This window comes from Kitasatospora sp. NPDC059160, from assembly GCF_042755465.1.
GTDB lineage: Bacteria > Actinomycetota > Actinomycetes > Streptomycetales > Streptomycetaceae > Kitasatospora.
Map to the genome: position 1 here is coordinate 1 of NZ_JBHZCN010000163.1, position 14,270 is coordinate 14,270.

Annotated in this window: 11 protein-coding genes and 1 tRNA gene; 5 read left to right on the forward strand and 7 right to left on the reverse strand. The window is 73.4% G+C overall.

The genetic code is table 11. The annotated features are described in order from the left end of the window. Window positions 1–135: 135 nt before the first annotated feature. Both ACFXOZ_RS39680 and ACFXOZ_RS39685 read right to left on the reverse strand, forming a co-directional pair. Entirely contained in the window at window positions 136–1,416 is a 1,281-nt protein-coding gene (locus ACFXOZ_RS39680) for a hypothetical protein (protein WP_380594878.1), read from the reverse strand. A gap of 410 nt (window positions 1,417–1,826) precedes the next feature. Beyond that, complete coding sequence (locus tag ACFXOZ_RS39685) at window positions 1,827–2,414, reverse strand: DedA family protein (protein ID WP_375883467.1); 588 nt, start codon at window positions 2,412–2,414, stop codon at window positions 1,827–1,829. 372 nt (window positions 2,415–2,786) lie between these two features. On the opposite strand from ACFXOZ_RS39685, the gene ACFXOZ_RS39690 reads away from it, so the two are divergent. After that, on the forward strand, window positions 2,787–3,878 hold the full coding sequence (locus ACFXOZ_RS39690) for an LLM class flavin-dependent oxidoreductase (protein WP_380594880.1): 1,092 nt from the start codon (window positions 2,787–2,789) through the stop codon (window positions 3,876–3,878). 36 nt (window positions 3,879–3,914) lie between these two features. Here the strand turns inward: ACFXOZ_RS39690 and ACFXOZ_RS39695 are convergent, their stop codons facing one another. Both ACFXOZ_RS39695 and ACFXOZ_RS39700 read right to left on the reverse strand, forming a co-directional pair. Beyond that, window positions 3,915–5,885, reverse strand: a complete 1,971-nt coding sequence (locus ACFXOZ_RS39695) for a putative bifunctional diguanylate cyclase/phosphodiesterase (RefSeq protein ID WP_380594884.1) — start codon at window positions 5,883–5,885, stop codon at window positions 3,915–3,917. Between the two features lie 554 nt (window positions 5,886–6,439). Beyond that, window positions 6,440–6,865, reverse strand: coding sequence for an OsmC family protein (locus ACFXOZ_RS39700; RefSeq protein ID WP_375883282.1), 426 nt, complete (start codon window positions 6,863–6,865; stop codon window positions 6,440–6,442). 239 nt (window positions 6,866–7,104) lie between these two features. On the opposite strand from ACFXOZ_RS39700, the gene ACFXOZ_RS39705 reads away from it, so the two are divergent. Together ACFXOZ_RS39705 and lepB are read left to right on the forward strand one after the other, a co-directional pair. Continuing rightward, the gene (locus tag ACFXOZ_RS39705) at window positions 7,105–7,440 is read left to right on the forward strand and encodes a chorismate mutase (RefSeq protein WP_375883284.1); all 336 of its coding nucleotides are present in this window, start codon (window positions 7,105–7,107) and stop codon (window positions 7,438–7,440) included. A 149-nt stretch (window positions 7,441–7,589) separates the two neighbouring features. Then, window positions 7,590–8,402 (forward strand): signal peptidase I, encoded by an 813-nt coding sequence (gene lepB, locus ACFXOZ_RS39710; RefSeq protein ID WP_380525021.1) that lies wholly within the window; start codon window positions 7,590–7,592, stop codon window positions 8,400–8,402. On the opposite strand, the gene ACFXOZ_RS39715 is transcribed toward lepB, so the two are convergent. The 3 genes from ACFXOZ_RS39715 to ACFXOZ_RS39725 form a co-directional block, all read right to left on the reverse strand. Next, window positions 8,365–9,384: a DMT family transporter gene (locus ACFXOZ_RS39715; RefSeq protein WP_380594882.1), complete on the reverse strand. Its 1,020-nt coding sequence runs from the start codon at window positions 9,382–9,384 to the stop codon at window positions 8,365–8,367. The two genes, lepB and ACFXOZ_RS39715, sit on opposite strands and share 38 nt — an antisense overlap. A 169-nt stretch (window positions 9,385–9,553) precedes the next feature. Further along, a complete protein-coding gene (locus ACFXOZ_RS39720; protein WP_380525023.1) occupies window positions 9,554–11,947 on the reverse strand; it encodes a transglycosylase domain-containing protein in 2,394 nt (797 codons plus the stop codon). A gap of 223 nt (window positions 11,948–12,170) precedes the next feature. Then, window positions 12,171–12,244 (reverse strand) — tRNA-Lys (locus ACFXOZ_RS39725). A gap of 229 nt (window positions 12,245–12,473) precedes the next feature. Here ACFXOZ_RS39725 and ACFXOZ_RS39730 point away from each other — a divergent pair. After that, window positions 12,474–13,256, forward strand: coding sequence for a DUF998 domain-containing protein (locus ACFXOZ_RS39730; RefSeq protein WP_380594886.1), 783 nt, complete (start codon window positions 12,474–12,476; stop codon window positions 13,254–13,256). Beyond that, window positions 13,253–14,128, forward strand: a complete 876-nt coding sequence (locus ACFXOZ_RS39735; protein ID WP_380398419.1) for an alpha/beta fold hydrolase — start codon at window positions 13,253–13,255, stop codon at window positions 14,126–14,128. The genes ACFXOZ_RS39730 and ACFXOZ_RS39735 overlap by 4 nt, the downstream gene beginning before the upstream one ends. Window positions 14,129–14,270: the final 142 nt, after the last annotated feature.

The following is a 14,270-nucleotide window of genomic DNA, read 5'->3' on the forward strand; positions in this document are numbered from 1 at the left end:
CGTCCAGTACGAGGCCGACTCGGGCGCACGCCCAGCCGGGCGCCCAACGCCGCGCGCTGATCTGCCAAGATCCGCCGGACAGGCCCTAGGCCCGGAGGGACGTCCTGCCGCCCGGGTCCGGCCCGGCCCGGCCCGTCAGCCCGCCGCGCCGAGGAAGCTCTCCCAGCCGCCGGACGGCGCCTGGCCGACGTTGAGGGTGCGCAGCTTGCGCAGGGTCGACTGGTCCTGCACCTCCAGCCATTCGACCAGCTGCTTGAAGGAGACCAGCCGGACGTCGGGCTTGCCCGCGATCGACTTGAGGGCCTCCTCGACGGCGTCCATGTAGATGCCGCCGTTCCACTGCTCGAAGTGGTTGCCGACGAAGAACGGCGCGCGGTTGCTGTTGTAGGCGCGGTCGAACCCGGCCAGGTAGGAGTTGGTCGCCTGGGTGCGCCAGTCGTTGTACTTGGACGGGTCGCCCTTGGTGCTGCCGCTGGACTGGTTGGCCAGGATGTTGTAGTCCATCGACAGGACCTGGAAGGTGTGTCCGGGGAAGGGTATGGACTGGAGCGGGAAGTCCCAGATCTTGCCGTCCTGCACCTTCTGCGGCCATATCTGCAGCCCGCCGGAGGAGCTCGCGTCGTACTTCCAGCCCAGCTTCGCGATGGTCGGCAGCAGCGCCTTCTGGCCCTCCAGGCACGGGGTGCGGCCGCCGATGAGCTCCTTCTTGTAGTCGAAGGGCAGCGGGTCGACGTCGGTGAAGCCGGTGTTGGTCCGCCACTGGGTGACGAAGGAGACCGCCTGGTCGATCTCGCTCTGCCAGTCGTCCGGGGTCCACATGTTGACCCCGTTCTTGTCCGGGCGGCTGGAGCAGAAGTGCCCGTTGAAGTGGGTGCCTATCTCGTGCCCGGCGAGCCAGGCCTGGCTGATCAGCTTGAGGGTGCTCTTGACCGCGCCGTCCGACAGGTACGGGATGTCGGAGGCGCCGACCGCGTGCTTCGGCGGGTGGTACAGCTGCGACTTGCCCTTGGGCAGGGCGTAGATGCCGGAGAGGAAGAAGGTCATGGTGGCCTTGTACTGCTCCGCCAGCTTGAGGAAGCGGGGGAACTGGCCGTCGTCGGTGCCGCCCGCGCCGTCCCAGGAGAAGACCACGAACTGCGGCGGGCGCTCGCCCGGCTTGAGCTTCTCGGGCTTGGGCTGGTTCGGCTGCGGACCGGTGTCCGCGTTGGACCCGTCGCCGATCGGGGCGCCCTTGGGCACCACCGCCTGGGTCGGGTCGGTGGTGCCGCTCTGGCCGGCGTTGGCGTTGCCGCCGGAGGAAGGTGAGCTGGAGTTCTGCCCCGAACCGGATCCGCCGCTGGAACAGGCCGAGACCGCGCCGAGGGCCGCGGTCGCGGCGGTCGCACTGAGCACCGTCCTGCGCGAGATGCTGGTCATGGTCTCCCCTGGGTGCCGATCGGCCGGTGGTGAGGGCGGTCCGGGCCGCACCGGTCAAATCGGGCAATTGATGAATATTCCGCCGTTAGCATGTCATGTCGCCGCAGCGGCTTCCAAGGTCGCCGGGCTTCGACGACAGTGAACACGCCGGGGGCGCCCGGCCGGGCTGCAGGAATTCGTCGTCTGTTGCGGTCCTGTGACGCTTCGCATCGCGTGCCGTCACGGGAGTACGGTACCGCCGCTCGGCCGACACCGGTCAGAGTTCGTCAGCGCTCGTCGGGGGCTTCGCCCGGAAGGGACAATTGTGCTCCTGGCAGCCCCCCGCGGCCCGGCCATGCCCCGGCCATGGCTCGGCCCGGCCCGGGCGCGTCCGCACGTCGTCGGACGCCACCGGTCGTTCCGGGAACGGCTCAGAGCACGGCCAGCCGCCGGTGGCGGCGCACTACCCGCGCGATCGCGGTGCTGACGGCGGTGGCCGCCGCGCAGGAGACCGCCAGGCTCAGCCAGGCGGTGTTGAACCAGTGGCTGTTCAGCCAGCCCAGCGTCACGATGTACGCGGCCCAGACCAGCGCCGCCAGCGCCGACCAGTGCAGGAAGCGGTGCGGGTGGGCGGGGGAGTGGCCGATGGCCAGGTCCAGGACGGTCCGCCCGGCCGGCACGAACCGTGCGACCACCACCATCGCGGCCGCCCCGGCGTGCGGGCGTTCGAGCAGCGACTGCTGGACCCTGGTCACGCTGGCCGCCAGTTTCGGGCGCCGGGCGAGCCGGCGCTGCAGCAGCGGGGCCCCGCGCCGGGCCAGGTGGAGCAGGAGGACGTCCCCCAGGAAGGAGGCCACCGCCACGCCCAGGCCGAGCAGCACCGGGGCGCCGTTGATCTGAGCCGTCTTGAGCACGGCCAGGATGACCAGCGTGCCGCTCGGGATGAAGGGGAGCAGCGCGTCGCCGAGTACGGCGAAGAGCGCAAGGGCGCAGATCCACGAGGATCCGATCGCCGCCACGAAGTTCAAGGCCCTACTCCCTCCACGCCGCCCTGGTGGAGCAGGTGGCTCTGGGGCCAACGCTAGCGCCTCGACTTTTCATGCCATGAAGCACCCCGGTGCGCCGGAGGTCACAGTGGACGGCCACGGCCTGCGGATCCCGTCCCGGAGAACGGTCCCCGACGTGCTCGAATCTCATTCGAATCTCATCCGGGCCGTCCCGGCACCGCCCTCGGACCACGCCGGACATCCGACGGTCGGTACGGGAACAGCGAGCCCCCGGCCGTGGTTGACGCCGGTCGGCAGCGACCGCCGGGCCGTCCGGGACCCGCGGTCGCCGATGACGCCCGGCTCGGAGCAGAGCCGGACCACGACAGCCAGGAGGCGGACGGCATGACCACCGAGGACCAGCACGAGCACGGAACCGGGCCCGCGGCCGACGAGGCGATCCGGGGCACCGCCCGCGGCACGGCTCCCGCTCCGCTCTCGATCCTCGACCTGGCCACCGTCGGCGTCGGTCACACACCCAGCGAGGCCCTGGCCGCCACCACCGAACTGGCCCGCCGCGCCGAGCAGTGGGGCTACCACCGCTTCTGGGTCGCCGAGCACCACGGCATGCCCGGAGTGGCCAGCTCCACCCCGGCCGTCCTGCTCGCCCACCTCGGGGCCAACACCACCACGCTGCGGCTCGGTTCGGGCGGTGTCATGCTGCCCAACCACGCCCCGCTGGCCATCGCCGAACAGTTCGGCCTGCTGGAGGCCCTGCACCCCGGCCGGATCGACCTCGGCCTCGGCCGCGCCCCCGGCACCGACCAGGCCACCGCCCGGGCGCTGCGCCGCGGCGTCTCCGAGGGCGCGGACGACTTCCCGCTCCAGCTCTCCGAGCTGACCCACTTCCTCGACGGGGACTTCCCCTCCGGCCACCCCTACGAGCGGCTGACCGCCGTGCCCAAGGGCGAGGGCCGCCCGCCGGTGTGGCTGCTCGGTTCCTCCGGTTTCAGCGCCCAGCTGGCGGGCCGCCTCGGCCTCCCCTTCGCCTTCGCCCACCACTTCAGCAGCGCCAACACCGTTCCGGCCCTGGACCTGTACCGGACGTCCTTCCGCCCGTCCGCCGTCCTCGGCGAGCCGTACGCGCTGATCGGCGTGAGCGCCGTCGCCGCCGAGGACGAGCGCGCCGCCCGCCGCCTCGCCCGTTCCGCGGCGCTCGGCATGCTCCGGCTGCGGCGCGGCAACCCCGGCCCGATCCCCACCCCGGAGGAGGCCGAGGAGTACCCGTACAGCCCGGTCGAGGCGGACTTCGTCGACAACTGGCTGGACAACGTGGTGCTGGGCGACCCGGGCCAGGTCGCGGACGGCCTGGAGGCCCTGCGCAAGCGGACCGGCGTGGACGAGCTGATGGTCACCTCGCACATCCACGGCCACGAGACCCGGCTCCGCTCCTACGGGCTGATCGCCGAGGCCTACGGCCTGACGGGACCGGCCTGACGGCGCCGCCCCGGCCCCGCCCCGCCCCGCCCCGGCCTAGCGGCCGCTCGGGGCGGGGCGGCCCTCACGGAGTATCGCCGCGACGAGTTCGGCCTCGCCCGGCCGGGCGAAGTACCAGCCCTGGGCGGTGTCGCAGCCGGTGAGCCGGAGCCGCTCGGCCTGGGCGGCGCTCTCGATGCCCTCGGCGGTGACGGTCAGTCCCAGGGTGTGGGCCAGCTGCACCATGGCGCCGACGATCTGCTCGTCCGCGTCGCTGCGCCGGGACCGGAGCTCCGGGACGGCCGACCGGTCGGCCGCCGTCGCCGCCGTGCCCGCCGTCGTCGCCGCTGCGCTCAGGACCGCGGCCGGGGCCGGGTCCCGGAAGCCCTCGATGAACGTTCCGTCGAGTTTCAGGACGTGCACCGGCAGCCGGGACAGGTAGGCCAGGTTGGAGTAGCCGGTGCCGAAGTCGTCGATCGCGATCCGCACGCCCATGTCGGCGAGCGCCTGCAGGGCCTGCAGCGGGCGGCCGCCGGGGCCGAGCAGGGCGCTCTCGGTGATCTCCAGTTGCAGCAGCCGGGCGGGCAGGCCGGTGCTTTCGAGGGCGCGGGCGACGTCGGCGACGACGTCGGAGTCCCAGATCTGGCGGGCCGCCAGGTTGACGCTCACGAAGGTCTCGGTGTCCGGGAACTCGGTGAGCCACTGCCGGGCCTGGCGGCAGGACTCCTCCAGCACCCACTTGCCGAGCGGCACGATGGCGCCGGACTCCTCGGCGAGCGGGATGAAGCGGTCGGGGGAGAGGGTCCCGTAGCGGGGGTGGCGCCAGCGGACGAGCGCCTCGGCGCCTCGCACCGTGCCGTCGGCCAGGCCGACCAGCGGCTGGTACTCGATGGTGAACTCGCCACGCTCCAGGGCCGGCCGCAGCGCGGTGGCGAGGAGCTGGCGGGTCAGCTGGTGGGCTCCGCGGTCCGGGTCGTAGAGGGTCCAGCGGGCGCGGCCGTCGGCCTTGGACCAGTAGAGGGTGGCGTCGGCGTCCTTGACCAGGTCGGTCGGGGTGGTCTCGTGCACCGACCGTTCGACGACGCCGACGCTGGCGGTGATCACCAGCCGGTGCCCGGCGACGTCGAAGGGACGTTCCAGCAGCTCCAGGATCCGCCCGGCCAAGGCGGTCAGCTGCTCGCTGCCGTCGCTGTCGGGGACCAGGACGGCGAACTCGTCGCCGCCCATCCGGGCCACCAGGTGGGCGTCCTGCCCGGCGGTGTCGGCAGCCTCGGCGGCGTGGGCGGGGCCGGTGAGTCCGCGCTGGAGCCGGGCGGCGACGGCGATCAGCAGCTGGTCGCCGATGTGGTGGCCGAGGGTCTCGTTGATCGCCGCGAAGCCGTCGAGGTCCAGGTAGCAGACGCCCACCCGGCGCACTTCCACCGCGGTTTCCGCGGCTCGGCCGGACCTCTCGGCGGCCGGCAGGCAGGCGGCGTCGAGCCGCTCGAAGAAGGAGGTCCGGTTGGGCAGCCGGGTCAGTGGATCGTGCAGGGCCTGGTACTCCAGGCGGTCCCCGAGCCGGCGCTGCTCGGTGAGGTCCTCGACCAGCGCCAGGGTGTAGAGCGGCTGCCCGGCGGGGTCCCGGATCAACGAGACCGTCACCTTGCTCCAGACCGTGTGGCCCTCGCGGTGCCGGAGCTGCTTCTCCACGCGGAACCGTTCCCGCTCGCCGTGGACGAGCCCGTCGAAGAGCCGGTGCGGCAGGCCTTCCGGGTCGATGATCTCGTGCAGGTGGATGCGGGCCAGCTCGCCGACGCCACGGCCGATCAGGGCGGCGAAGGCGGGGTTGACCTCGATGATCCGGTCCTCGGGGTCGATCAGGGCCATGCCGATGACGGCATCGCAGAAGGCGGCCCGGAAGCGGGACTCGCTGGCCCGGAGGGCCGCCAGCAGTCGGTCGGTCCCGCCGCCCGTCCGGTCGGTGCCGGCCGGTCCGCCCGGGTGCGCACCGTCGGCCAACGGGGCCGAGCAGGTGGGGCAGAGCCGCACCTCCGGGTAGGCGCCGACCGGTGCGGCGAGGCCCACCGGTTCGAGGCCCACCTGATCGAGGCCGACCGGTTGGAGGACCGGCGCGGTGAGGAGGCGGTGGTGGGACGAGCGGTGGTGTGACGATTCCTCGTGTCGCACGCCTGGGTGGTGTGCGTCGGCCCCCTCGTTCTGGCCCGGCACGGCATGCTCCCGTCCGCTGCTGACGCTTGACGATGGTCTGCCTGGCCGGTCGGGATCCCGGCGGCCGGCTCCGCACTCTGTCGGGGCCTCGGGGCCGGTCCGCTGCGGGGCGTCCGCCGTGGGGCGCTGTCGCGCGGGGACCCGGGTGGAGAACAGGGCGCTGCGGCCGATCATAGGCCGCGACGGCAACGCGCCGTGACCGCCGGCAGGGTGATTCGCCCCGTTTGTGATCATGCGTGGTGGAACGTTCGGACGCCCCCGGTACACCTCACATGAGGTGCACCGGGAGCGCGTGCGCCGCTGGCGCGCCCCCGGACGCCGGTTGCGCGCCGGGTGCGGGGTCGGAGTGCGCCCCGGACGGGCCGGGGCGGCGGTCAGGCCAGCTTGGCGGTGAGGGTGATGGTGGTGCCGGTCAGGGCCTGGCTGACCGGGCAGTTGGCCTTCGCGTCCTCGGCGGCCTTCACGAAGCCGGCCTCGTCCAGTCCGGGCACCGCACCGGTGACGGTCAGGTGGATCCCGGTGATGCCGGTGCCGGGCTGGAAGGTGACGTCGGCCTGGGTGTCCAGCGTGGTGGGCGGGTTGCCGGCCTTGGCGAGGCCGTTGGAGAGGGCCATCGAGAAGCAGGCGGAGTGGGCGGCCGCGATGAGTTCCTCGGGGCTGGTCTTGCCGTTGGGCTCCTCGGCGCGGGCCGGCCAGGAGACGGGGTACTCGCCGATCCCGGAGGAGGCGAAGGTCACCTGCCCCTTGCCGTGCAGGAGGTCGCCCTCCCAGGCCGTGCGGGCGGTGCGGGTGGTTGCCACGATCGGTTCCTCCAGTGCTGAGGGACTGCTGAGTCGTCACGTCCGGTCATGCACGCACCAGACTAGGGGAAGCCCCGCCGTGGAGCCGGGTGGCCGCCGGCGCCTCCTCCCGCCGTCCGGATGCTGGACGGTTCCCCGGACGGTGCCGGTCCGGTGCGGGAGCCCTGTTAGATTTGCCGGGGTCCGAGCCCGGCCGCCGTACGGTCGGGTGACCACCCCAGACACCGGGAGCCGCCCCGATGACGGACCAGCCCACGACCCCCGCCGCCGGCGCGCCCGAGGGGATCGACGACGCGGTGCGGGCCGAACTGACCAGCCTGCGCGAGAGCATCGACAACATCGATGCCGCGGTGGTCCACATGCTGGCCGAGCGCTTCAAGGCGACCCAGCGGGTCGGCCGCCTCAAGGCCGAGCACAAGCTGCCGCCGGCCGACCCGGCCCGGGAGCGGGACCAGATCAAGCGGCTGCGGGAGCTGGCCGCCGGGGCCAAGCTCGACCCGGTCTTCGCGGAGAAGTTCCTGAACTTCATCATCGCCGAGGTCATCAGGCACCACGAGGCCATCGCCCGCGCCTGAACCCGGGCTACGGACCTCCCGCAGACCTGCTCCGGACGTGTTCCGAGGTGCCGCCGCGATGTCGGAGGCGGCTAAGTCCCGGATTTCGTGCGGCTCCCCGGTTGGCGTAGCGTGCAGGTTTCCCCAGCCGGAGAGGTGGAGCAGCGACGATGGCGGTGAACCTGCCCGAAACGCCGAGCGGAGCTCCCAGCGGATCCGCCGTACCAGCCGCCCGGGACGTCCAGGACGGACCGCCCGCTCCGGGCGCGTCCGGTGGGCGCGCCGAGGCCCGCCGCCGGGCCGGGGGGTCGCGCGGCCGCAAGGCCCGCCGGGCGGGGCGCCGTCCCCGGCCGTGGTGGGTCGAGATACCGGCGATGGCGGCGGTCGGCCTGCTGGTCGCCCTGCTGATCAAGACCTGCCTGTTCCAGGTCTTCACCATCCCGTCCGGTTCGATGGAGAACACCCTGCGGGTCGGCGACCGGGTCGGCGTGAACAAGCTCGCGCCGCTGACCGGTTGGACGCCGGAGCCGGGGCAGCCGGTGGTGTTCAAGGACCCGGGGAACTGGCTGCCGCCGCAGCCGGTCGACACCAACCCGTTGACCGACGCCGTGAGCTCGGTGCTGAGCTTCGTCGGGCTGGTGCCGCCGAAGGACGACAACTACCTGGTCAAGCGGGTCATCGCGACCGGCGGCCAGACCGTGCAGTGCACGGGCACCACGCTGACCGTGGACGGCAGGAAGGTCGACGAGCCGTACCTCCACCCCGGCGACGACTCCTGTGCGGGGCTGGACTTCGGCCCGGTGAAGGTGCCCTCGGGCTACATCTGGGTCGAGGGCGACCACCGCAGCGACTCGGCGGACTCGCGCTGGCACCGGCAGGGGCCGGGCGGCGGCGCCGTGCCGGTGGGCAACGTGGTGGGCCCGGTGTCGGCCGTGGTGTGGCCGGTCAGTCACCTCGACTGGTTCGGCTGGACCGGCCGCTGACCCCGGCCGCCGTCGCGACCGCCTCGACCGGCGCCTCCGCCTCCGCCTCCGTCTCCGCCGGTCGGCTCGTCTGCGCGACGAAGGCGCCCGCCAGGACCAGCAGACCGCCCGCGACCTGCGGCAGCCCCAGGTGCTCGCCGAGCAGGACCCAGGCCAGCACGGTGGCGACCACCGCCTCCAGGTTGGCCACCACCCCCGCGATCGGCGGCGAGAGGTACCCGACGGAGACCACGCCGGTCAGGTAGGCGAGCACGGTCGCGATCAGGACCATCCAGGCGGCGGGGATCAGGGCGGGCAGGCTGTGCCCGTTCATCACCACGGACCCGCCCAGCAGGCCCCAGTCGGCCTGCCAGGGCCGGGTGAGGACGGTGAGCAGGACGGCGCCGACCAGCAGCCCGAACGCGCTGACGGCCAGCGGGTCGACCGGGCGGTCGCCCCGGCGGCCGGCGTCGGCGAGCAGGAAGTAGCCGACCTGGCAGCAGGCCGCGCCGAGGGCGAACAGCACGCCCAGCGCGTCGAAGCCCAGGCCGTTCCAGACCTCCACCACGCAGGCCAGCCCGGCCACCGCGACGCCGGCGCCGACGGCCGCGCCCCGGCTGATCGGCTTGCGCTGCACGAACTTGACGTAGCCGATCAGCAGCGGCGGCCCGAGGTACTCGATGAGCAGGGCGACGCCGACCGGGATGCGGGAGATCGCGGCGAAGTAGCAGGCCTGGACGCCGGCCACGGCGAGCAGGCCGAAGCCGATCAGCAGGCCGGGGCGGCGCAGGACGGCGTCGCGGTGCCGGTAGGCGATCGGGAGGAGGGCGACGGCCGCCCCGGTGACCCGGAGCCACACCACGTGCAGGGGGGAGAGTCCGGCCTCGATCAGTGGCTTGGCCGCGGTGCCGGAGCCGCCGAAGGCGAAGGCGGAGACCAGCGCGAGGCCGAGGCCGAGGGTTCTGCCCGAAGGGAGGGTGGGCGAGGCCGTTGATCTGTGCACTGGCGCATTGTGACAGTCATACCGATGTCGCGGTAAGGCGCCATTTCGGCATTTGGTCCTGGTCTGAACTGTCCGTAGAGGCGCGGTGACGCACCTCGGCCGGACCACCGACCCGAGGTCGGTGGTCCGGCCGAGATGCGCGCGCGGCGCGGGCGGAGCGGGGCGGCGATCAGCCCCCGGATCCCGTCCCCGTACCGGTGCCCCCGCCCGCCTCGCCGGTGGGCTGGGTGGTGGGCTGACCGGTGGGGTCGGTGGTCGGCTTGGTGGTCGGCGTCGGCTTGGTCGTCGGCCGGCCGGTGGGCCGTGAGGTGGGCTGGGTGGTCGGGGCGGTGGTGGGGGCGGTGGTCGGACCGGTGCCCGTCCCGCCGGAACCGGAGTCGCCGCCCGAGCCGGTGCCGGTGGAGCCGGTGCCCGAGCCGTCGCCCTGCTGGCTGCCCGCGCCGGTGGTCGGCGTGGCGCTGCCGGTCGAGGGGGTGCTGCTCGGCGTGCTCGGGGACGTCGGCAGGTCGGAGGCGCCGGAGTCGCCGCCGTCCGCCGGGGTCGGGAAGTCGCTGACCGGCTGGCCCTTGAGCGCGGCCTTCATGTAGGCGGTCCAGATCTGGGCCGGGAACTGGCCGCCCGCCGCGCCGTTGATCCCGCCGACGCCGCTCAGGCTGACCTGGGCGCCGGTGCCCGGGTCCTGGCCGAACAGCGCGACCGAGGTGACCAGCTCGGGCGTGTAGCCGACGAACCAGACGGACTTCTGGTCGTCGGTGGTGCCGGTCTTGCCCGCGACCGGACGGCCCAGCGCCTGGGCCCGGAAGCCGGTGCCGCCCGGGTCGCTCACGACGCCCTGGAGCATCGAGGTGACCTGGTTGGCGGTGTCCGCGCTGATCGCCTGGGTGGTCTTGTGCGCGGGCAGCTGCACGGCCTCGCCGGCGCGGTCCACCGACTGCACCAGCCACGGGGTGATCTGCTTGCCGCCGTTGTCCAGGGTGGCGTACACGCCGGCCATGTCGAGCACGCTCGGGGTGGCCGCACCCAGCGGGATGGAGGGCACCGGGTCCAGGCCCGGGGTGCCGGCGGGCAGGCCCAGCGCGATGCCGGTGTCCTTGACCTTCTGCAGCCCGGTGTCCTGCGCGAGCTGGGCGAACACCGAGTTCACCGACTTGTCGATGGCCTGCTGCAGGGTGATCTGGCCGTAGCTGACGTCGCCCTCGTTCGGCGGCGCGTACGGGGTGCCCTTGCCGCCGCGGACCTTGCGGCCGCTGGTGCCGTCGTAGACGGTGCGCGGGGTGACGGTCCGGCCGTCCTGGGTCTTGGCGTTGTTCTCGAAGGCGGCGGCCAGCGCGATCGCCTTGAAGGTCGAACCGGCCTGGTAGTCGCGCCGGGTCGCGTTGTCCACGTAGTGCTTCACGTAGTCGACGCCGCCGTACAGGGCGACCACCGCACCGGTCTTCGGGTCGACGGAGACGGCGCCGGCCTGGGCGGCCGCGTCCTTCTTCCGCTTGTCCGGGTTCAGGGTGTCGTGCAGCTGCGCCTGGACGGAGTCCTGGAGGGCCTGCTGGCGGGTCGGGTCGATGCTCAGCTTGATCGTGTAGCCGCCCTTGGCCAGCTCGGTCTCGCTGATGATGTTGTTCGAGGTCAGGTACTGGGTGGCCGCGTTCACCAGGTAGCCGGACTGGCCGGACAGGCCCGGGTTGGGCTGCGGGTCCTTGACGTCCGGGAAGGTGGCCTTGGCCCGCTCGTCGGCGCCGAGCCAGCCCTCCTTGACCATGCCGTCCATGACGTAGTTCCAGCGGTTGACGGCGTTCTGCTTGCCCGCCGGGGTCGCGGTGGCCACGTCGTAGGCGCTCGGGGCGTTCAGCAGGGTCGCCAGGTAGGCGCCCTGGGCCGGGCTGAGCGCGGAGGCGTCGATGCCGAAGTACGCCTGGGCGGCGGCCTGGATGCCGTAGGCGCCGCGGCCGTAGTACGAGGTGTTCAGGTAGCCGGAGAGGACGTCGTCCTTGCTCTCGGTGGCGTCCACCTTGATGGCGATGAAGAGCTCCTTCACCTTGCGGGTGACGGACTGCTTCTGGTCCAGGTACGTGTTCTTCACGTACTGCTGGGTGATGGTGGAGCCGCCCTGGGTGCCCTCGCCCTTGGCGGTGTTGAGGGCGGCCCGGACCAGGCCCTGCACGTTGACGGCGCCCTCGTTGTAGAAGTTGCGGTCCTCGGCGGCCAGCGCCGCGTGCTGGGCGGCGGGGGAGACCTTGTCCAGGCCGACGTTCTGCCGGTTGGTCTGGCCGGTGCGGGTGATCACCGAGCCGTCGGAGTAGAGCCAGGTGTTGCTCTGCGCGGTCGCCGCGGCGTGCGCGTCGGGCACCTTCACCAGCGCGACCCCCAGGGCGAACAGGCCGACGCCGAGCAGCAGCGCCGAAGCGAGGCCGAGCAGCGTCATCCGCCAGGTGGGTATCAGCCGGCGCCAGCCGGTGCGCTTGGGGCGGCGCGGCTTCTTGCCGCCGGGGGTGGGGGTGGAGCGCTTGAGTCGCTTGACCGGCGGGAGGCCGATCGGCGGCCGGCCGCTCTGGGCGTTTCGGAACAAGGCGCGGCCTTTCCTGCGGGCGGACCGGGCCAGCCTGCACGGACGGGGACATCGGCGGTTAGGGACCTTTGTCCCGATTCCGGTTTACTGCCCTGGACGAGCCGGGCGGGCCTCATGGCTCCACCGGAACGGCAATCGAGACCGACATCACACATAAAACGGACATCGAGGGCCAAAAAATCGGGGAGCCCCTCGCTGCTGCGAGAGGCTCCCCAACTGTCTGTGCGCCGCCAGGGACTCGAACCCCGGACCCGCTGATTAAGAGTCAGCTGCTCTAACCAACTGAGCTAGCGGCGCCTGCTGACCTGGAAAACAATACACGGTTCCCGGGGGTGCCTCGCACCGCGGCGGTTCCGCCGGGCTCCGGGATGACCGTTTCCTCCCGGTTGGGGCGGAGTTCTTGCCCGGTTAGGGTGGAAACGTGCCCAGCCCCCCGCCCGGACACCCCCGCCCCCGAACCCACCCGCGGCCGCCCTCCCGGCGCCGCCGGCCGTCGGACCGGCGCGCGCGGACCGCGGTCGCCGCCCTGCTGCTGCTCAGCGCGGTGGCGTACACCGCGTGGGTGCTGGAGGTCGTGCTCAGCACCGGGCTCGACCCGGTGCAGGCGTACATCAGCGAACTCGCCGCCGAGGACCAGCCGCTCGGCGGCCTCTTCCGGGCCACCGACCTCGCGGCCGGGCTGAGCGTGCTCGCCGCCGCCCTCACCGCCCTCGCCACCGGGCAGGCCCGGAACGCCGCGCCACCCGGTCGACGCGCCGCGGCCCCCGGCCAGGACCGTTCGGCCCCCGGCCGGGACCGCTGGGCGCTGGTCGGCTGGTCCGCCCTGGCCCTGTTCGGCGCCGCCACCGCCGCCGACTCCCGGCTGCCGCTCAGCTGCGCCCCCACCAGCGACGAGATGTGCGCGGCCCGGGAGACCGCCGGACTGGTCCCCGCCACCCACACCGCCCACGCCGTCACCAGCAGCCTCGCCATGCTGGGCGCGCTCACCGCACTGGTCGCGCTCACCGTCCTCGCCCGCCGCCGGCACCGCTGGCCGGCGGTGCGCCGGCTCGGGCCCTGGCTGCTCGGCGCCGAACTGCTGGCCACCGGCTGGAGCCTCGGCGCGATCGCCGCCTTCCAGGCCGGTCGAGGCACCTGGGCGCTCGGTGCCGGGCAGCGGTTGCAGGTGCTGCTGGTCGCGCTCTGGCTGGCCGTCCTGGCCGTGGCCGTCGCCCGTTCGTCCGACCCGCAGGCGCTGCCCGCCCCGGAGGCCCAGGACACCCAGGACGCGCCGGGCACGCCGGAGGCCGCCGACCGGAGACGGACGTGAGCGCGCCGGCGGTCCGCGCCCGCTTCCTGCGCGTCGACGGCGTCCCGCTGCACGTCCGTACCGAGGGCAGCGGCCCGCTCTGCCTGCTCACCGGCGGCCTCGGCAGCAGCTGGTTCGACTGGGACCTCGTCGTCCCGTTCCTCACCCCGTACCGCACCGTGGTCCGCTTCGACCGGCCCGGTTACGGGCTCAGCGCCGCAGAACCGGCCACCGGGCGGCGGCCCGCCCCGACGGTGGCCGGCGAGGCCGACCGGATCCGCGCGGTGCTGGACGGCCTCGGGCTGGGCGGGCCCTGCACGGTGGTCGGCCACTCGCTCGCGGGCTTCCACGCGGAGGCCTTCGCCCGGCTGCACCCCGAGCGGACCGCCGGGCTGGTCCTGGTCGACGGCAGCGTCGAAGCGGCGGCCCGCCCGTACCCGGCGCCGGCCGTACGGGACCTCGCGGCCCGGGCGGTGGCGGGTGCCGCGACCGCCCTCGCCGTCCCGTACCTGCTCGGCCCGACCGCCCGCCGGGTGACCGCCCGGCTGTCCACCGTCCGCCGGGAGGACCTGGCCCCGCCGCCGCTGGTCCGGCACTGCTACCGCACCGGACGGGCACTGCGCGCGCTGCTCCGGGAGAACGGGCGCTACCTCGACATGGCCGCCGAGCTGGACGCGCTGCGCCGGGCCCGGCCGCTGCCCGAGGACCTGCCGATCACCGTGCTGGCCGCCGACGACGGCTGCCGGACCAGCCGGACCGAGTCCTGGCTGGCCGACCAGCGGGGGCTCGCGACGCTGCTCGGGGCGGACTTCCGGACCACGGCGCCGGCCGGGCACCTGGTGATGTTCGACCGTCCGGACGCGGTGGCCTCCGCCGTCCTCGACACCCGCTGACGGCGCCGGAAGCGCGGAAATGCCTGGAAATGCCTGGAAACGCCGGAAGGCCCTTCGCTCTCGCGAAGGGCCTTCCGGCTGAATGTGCGCCCCCAGGGACTCGAACCCCCGACCCGAGGATTAAGAGTAAGCATCAATAACA

What these genes read in the sequence shown, in the direction of transcription:
- ACFXOZ_RS39680 (WP_380594878.1), bottom strand. Translation starts at nt 1,416, where the DNA reads ATGACCAGCATCTCGCGCAGGACGGTGCTCAGTGCGACCGCCGCGACC.
- ACFXOZ_RS39690 (WP_380594880.1), top strand. Translation starts at nt 2,787, where the DNA reads ATGACCACCGAGGACCAGCACGAGCACGGAACCGGGCCCGCGGCCGAC.
- ACFXOZ_RS39705 (WP_375883284.1), top strand. Translation starts at nt 7,105, where the DNA reads ATGACGGACCAGCCCACGACCCCCGCCGCCGGCGCGCCCGAGGGGATC.
- lepB (WP_380525021.1), top strand. Translation starts at nt 7,590, where the DNA reads ATGGCGGTGAACCTGCCCGAAACGCCGAGCGGAGCTCCCAGCGGATCC.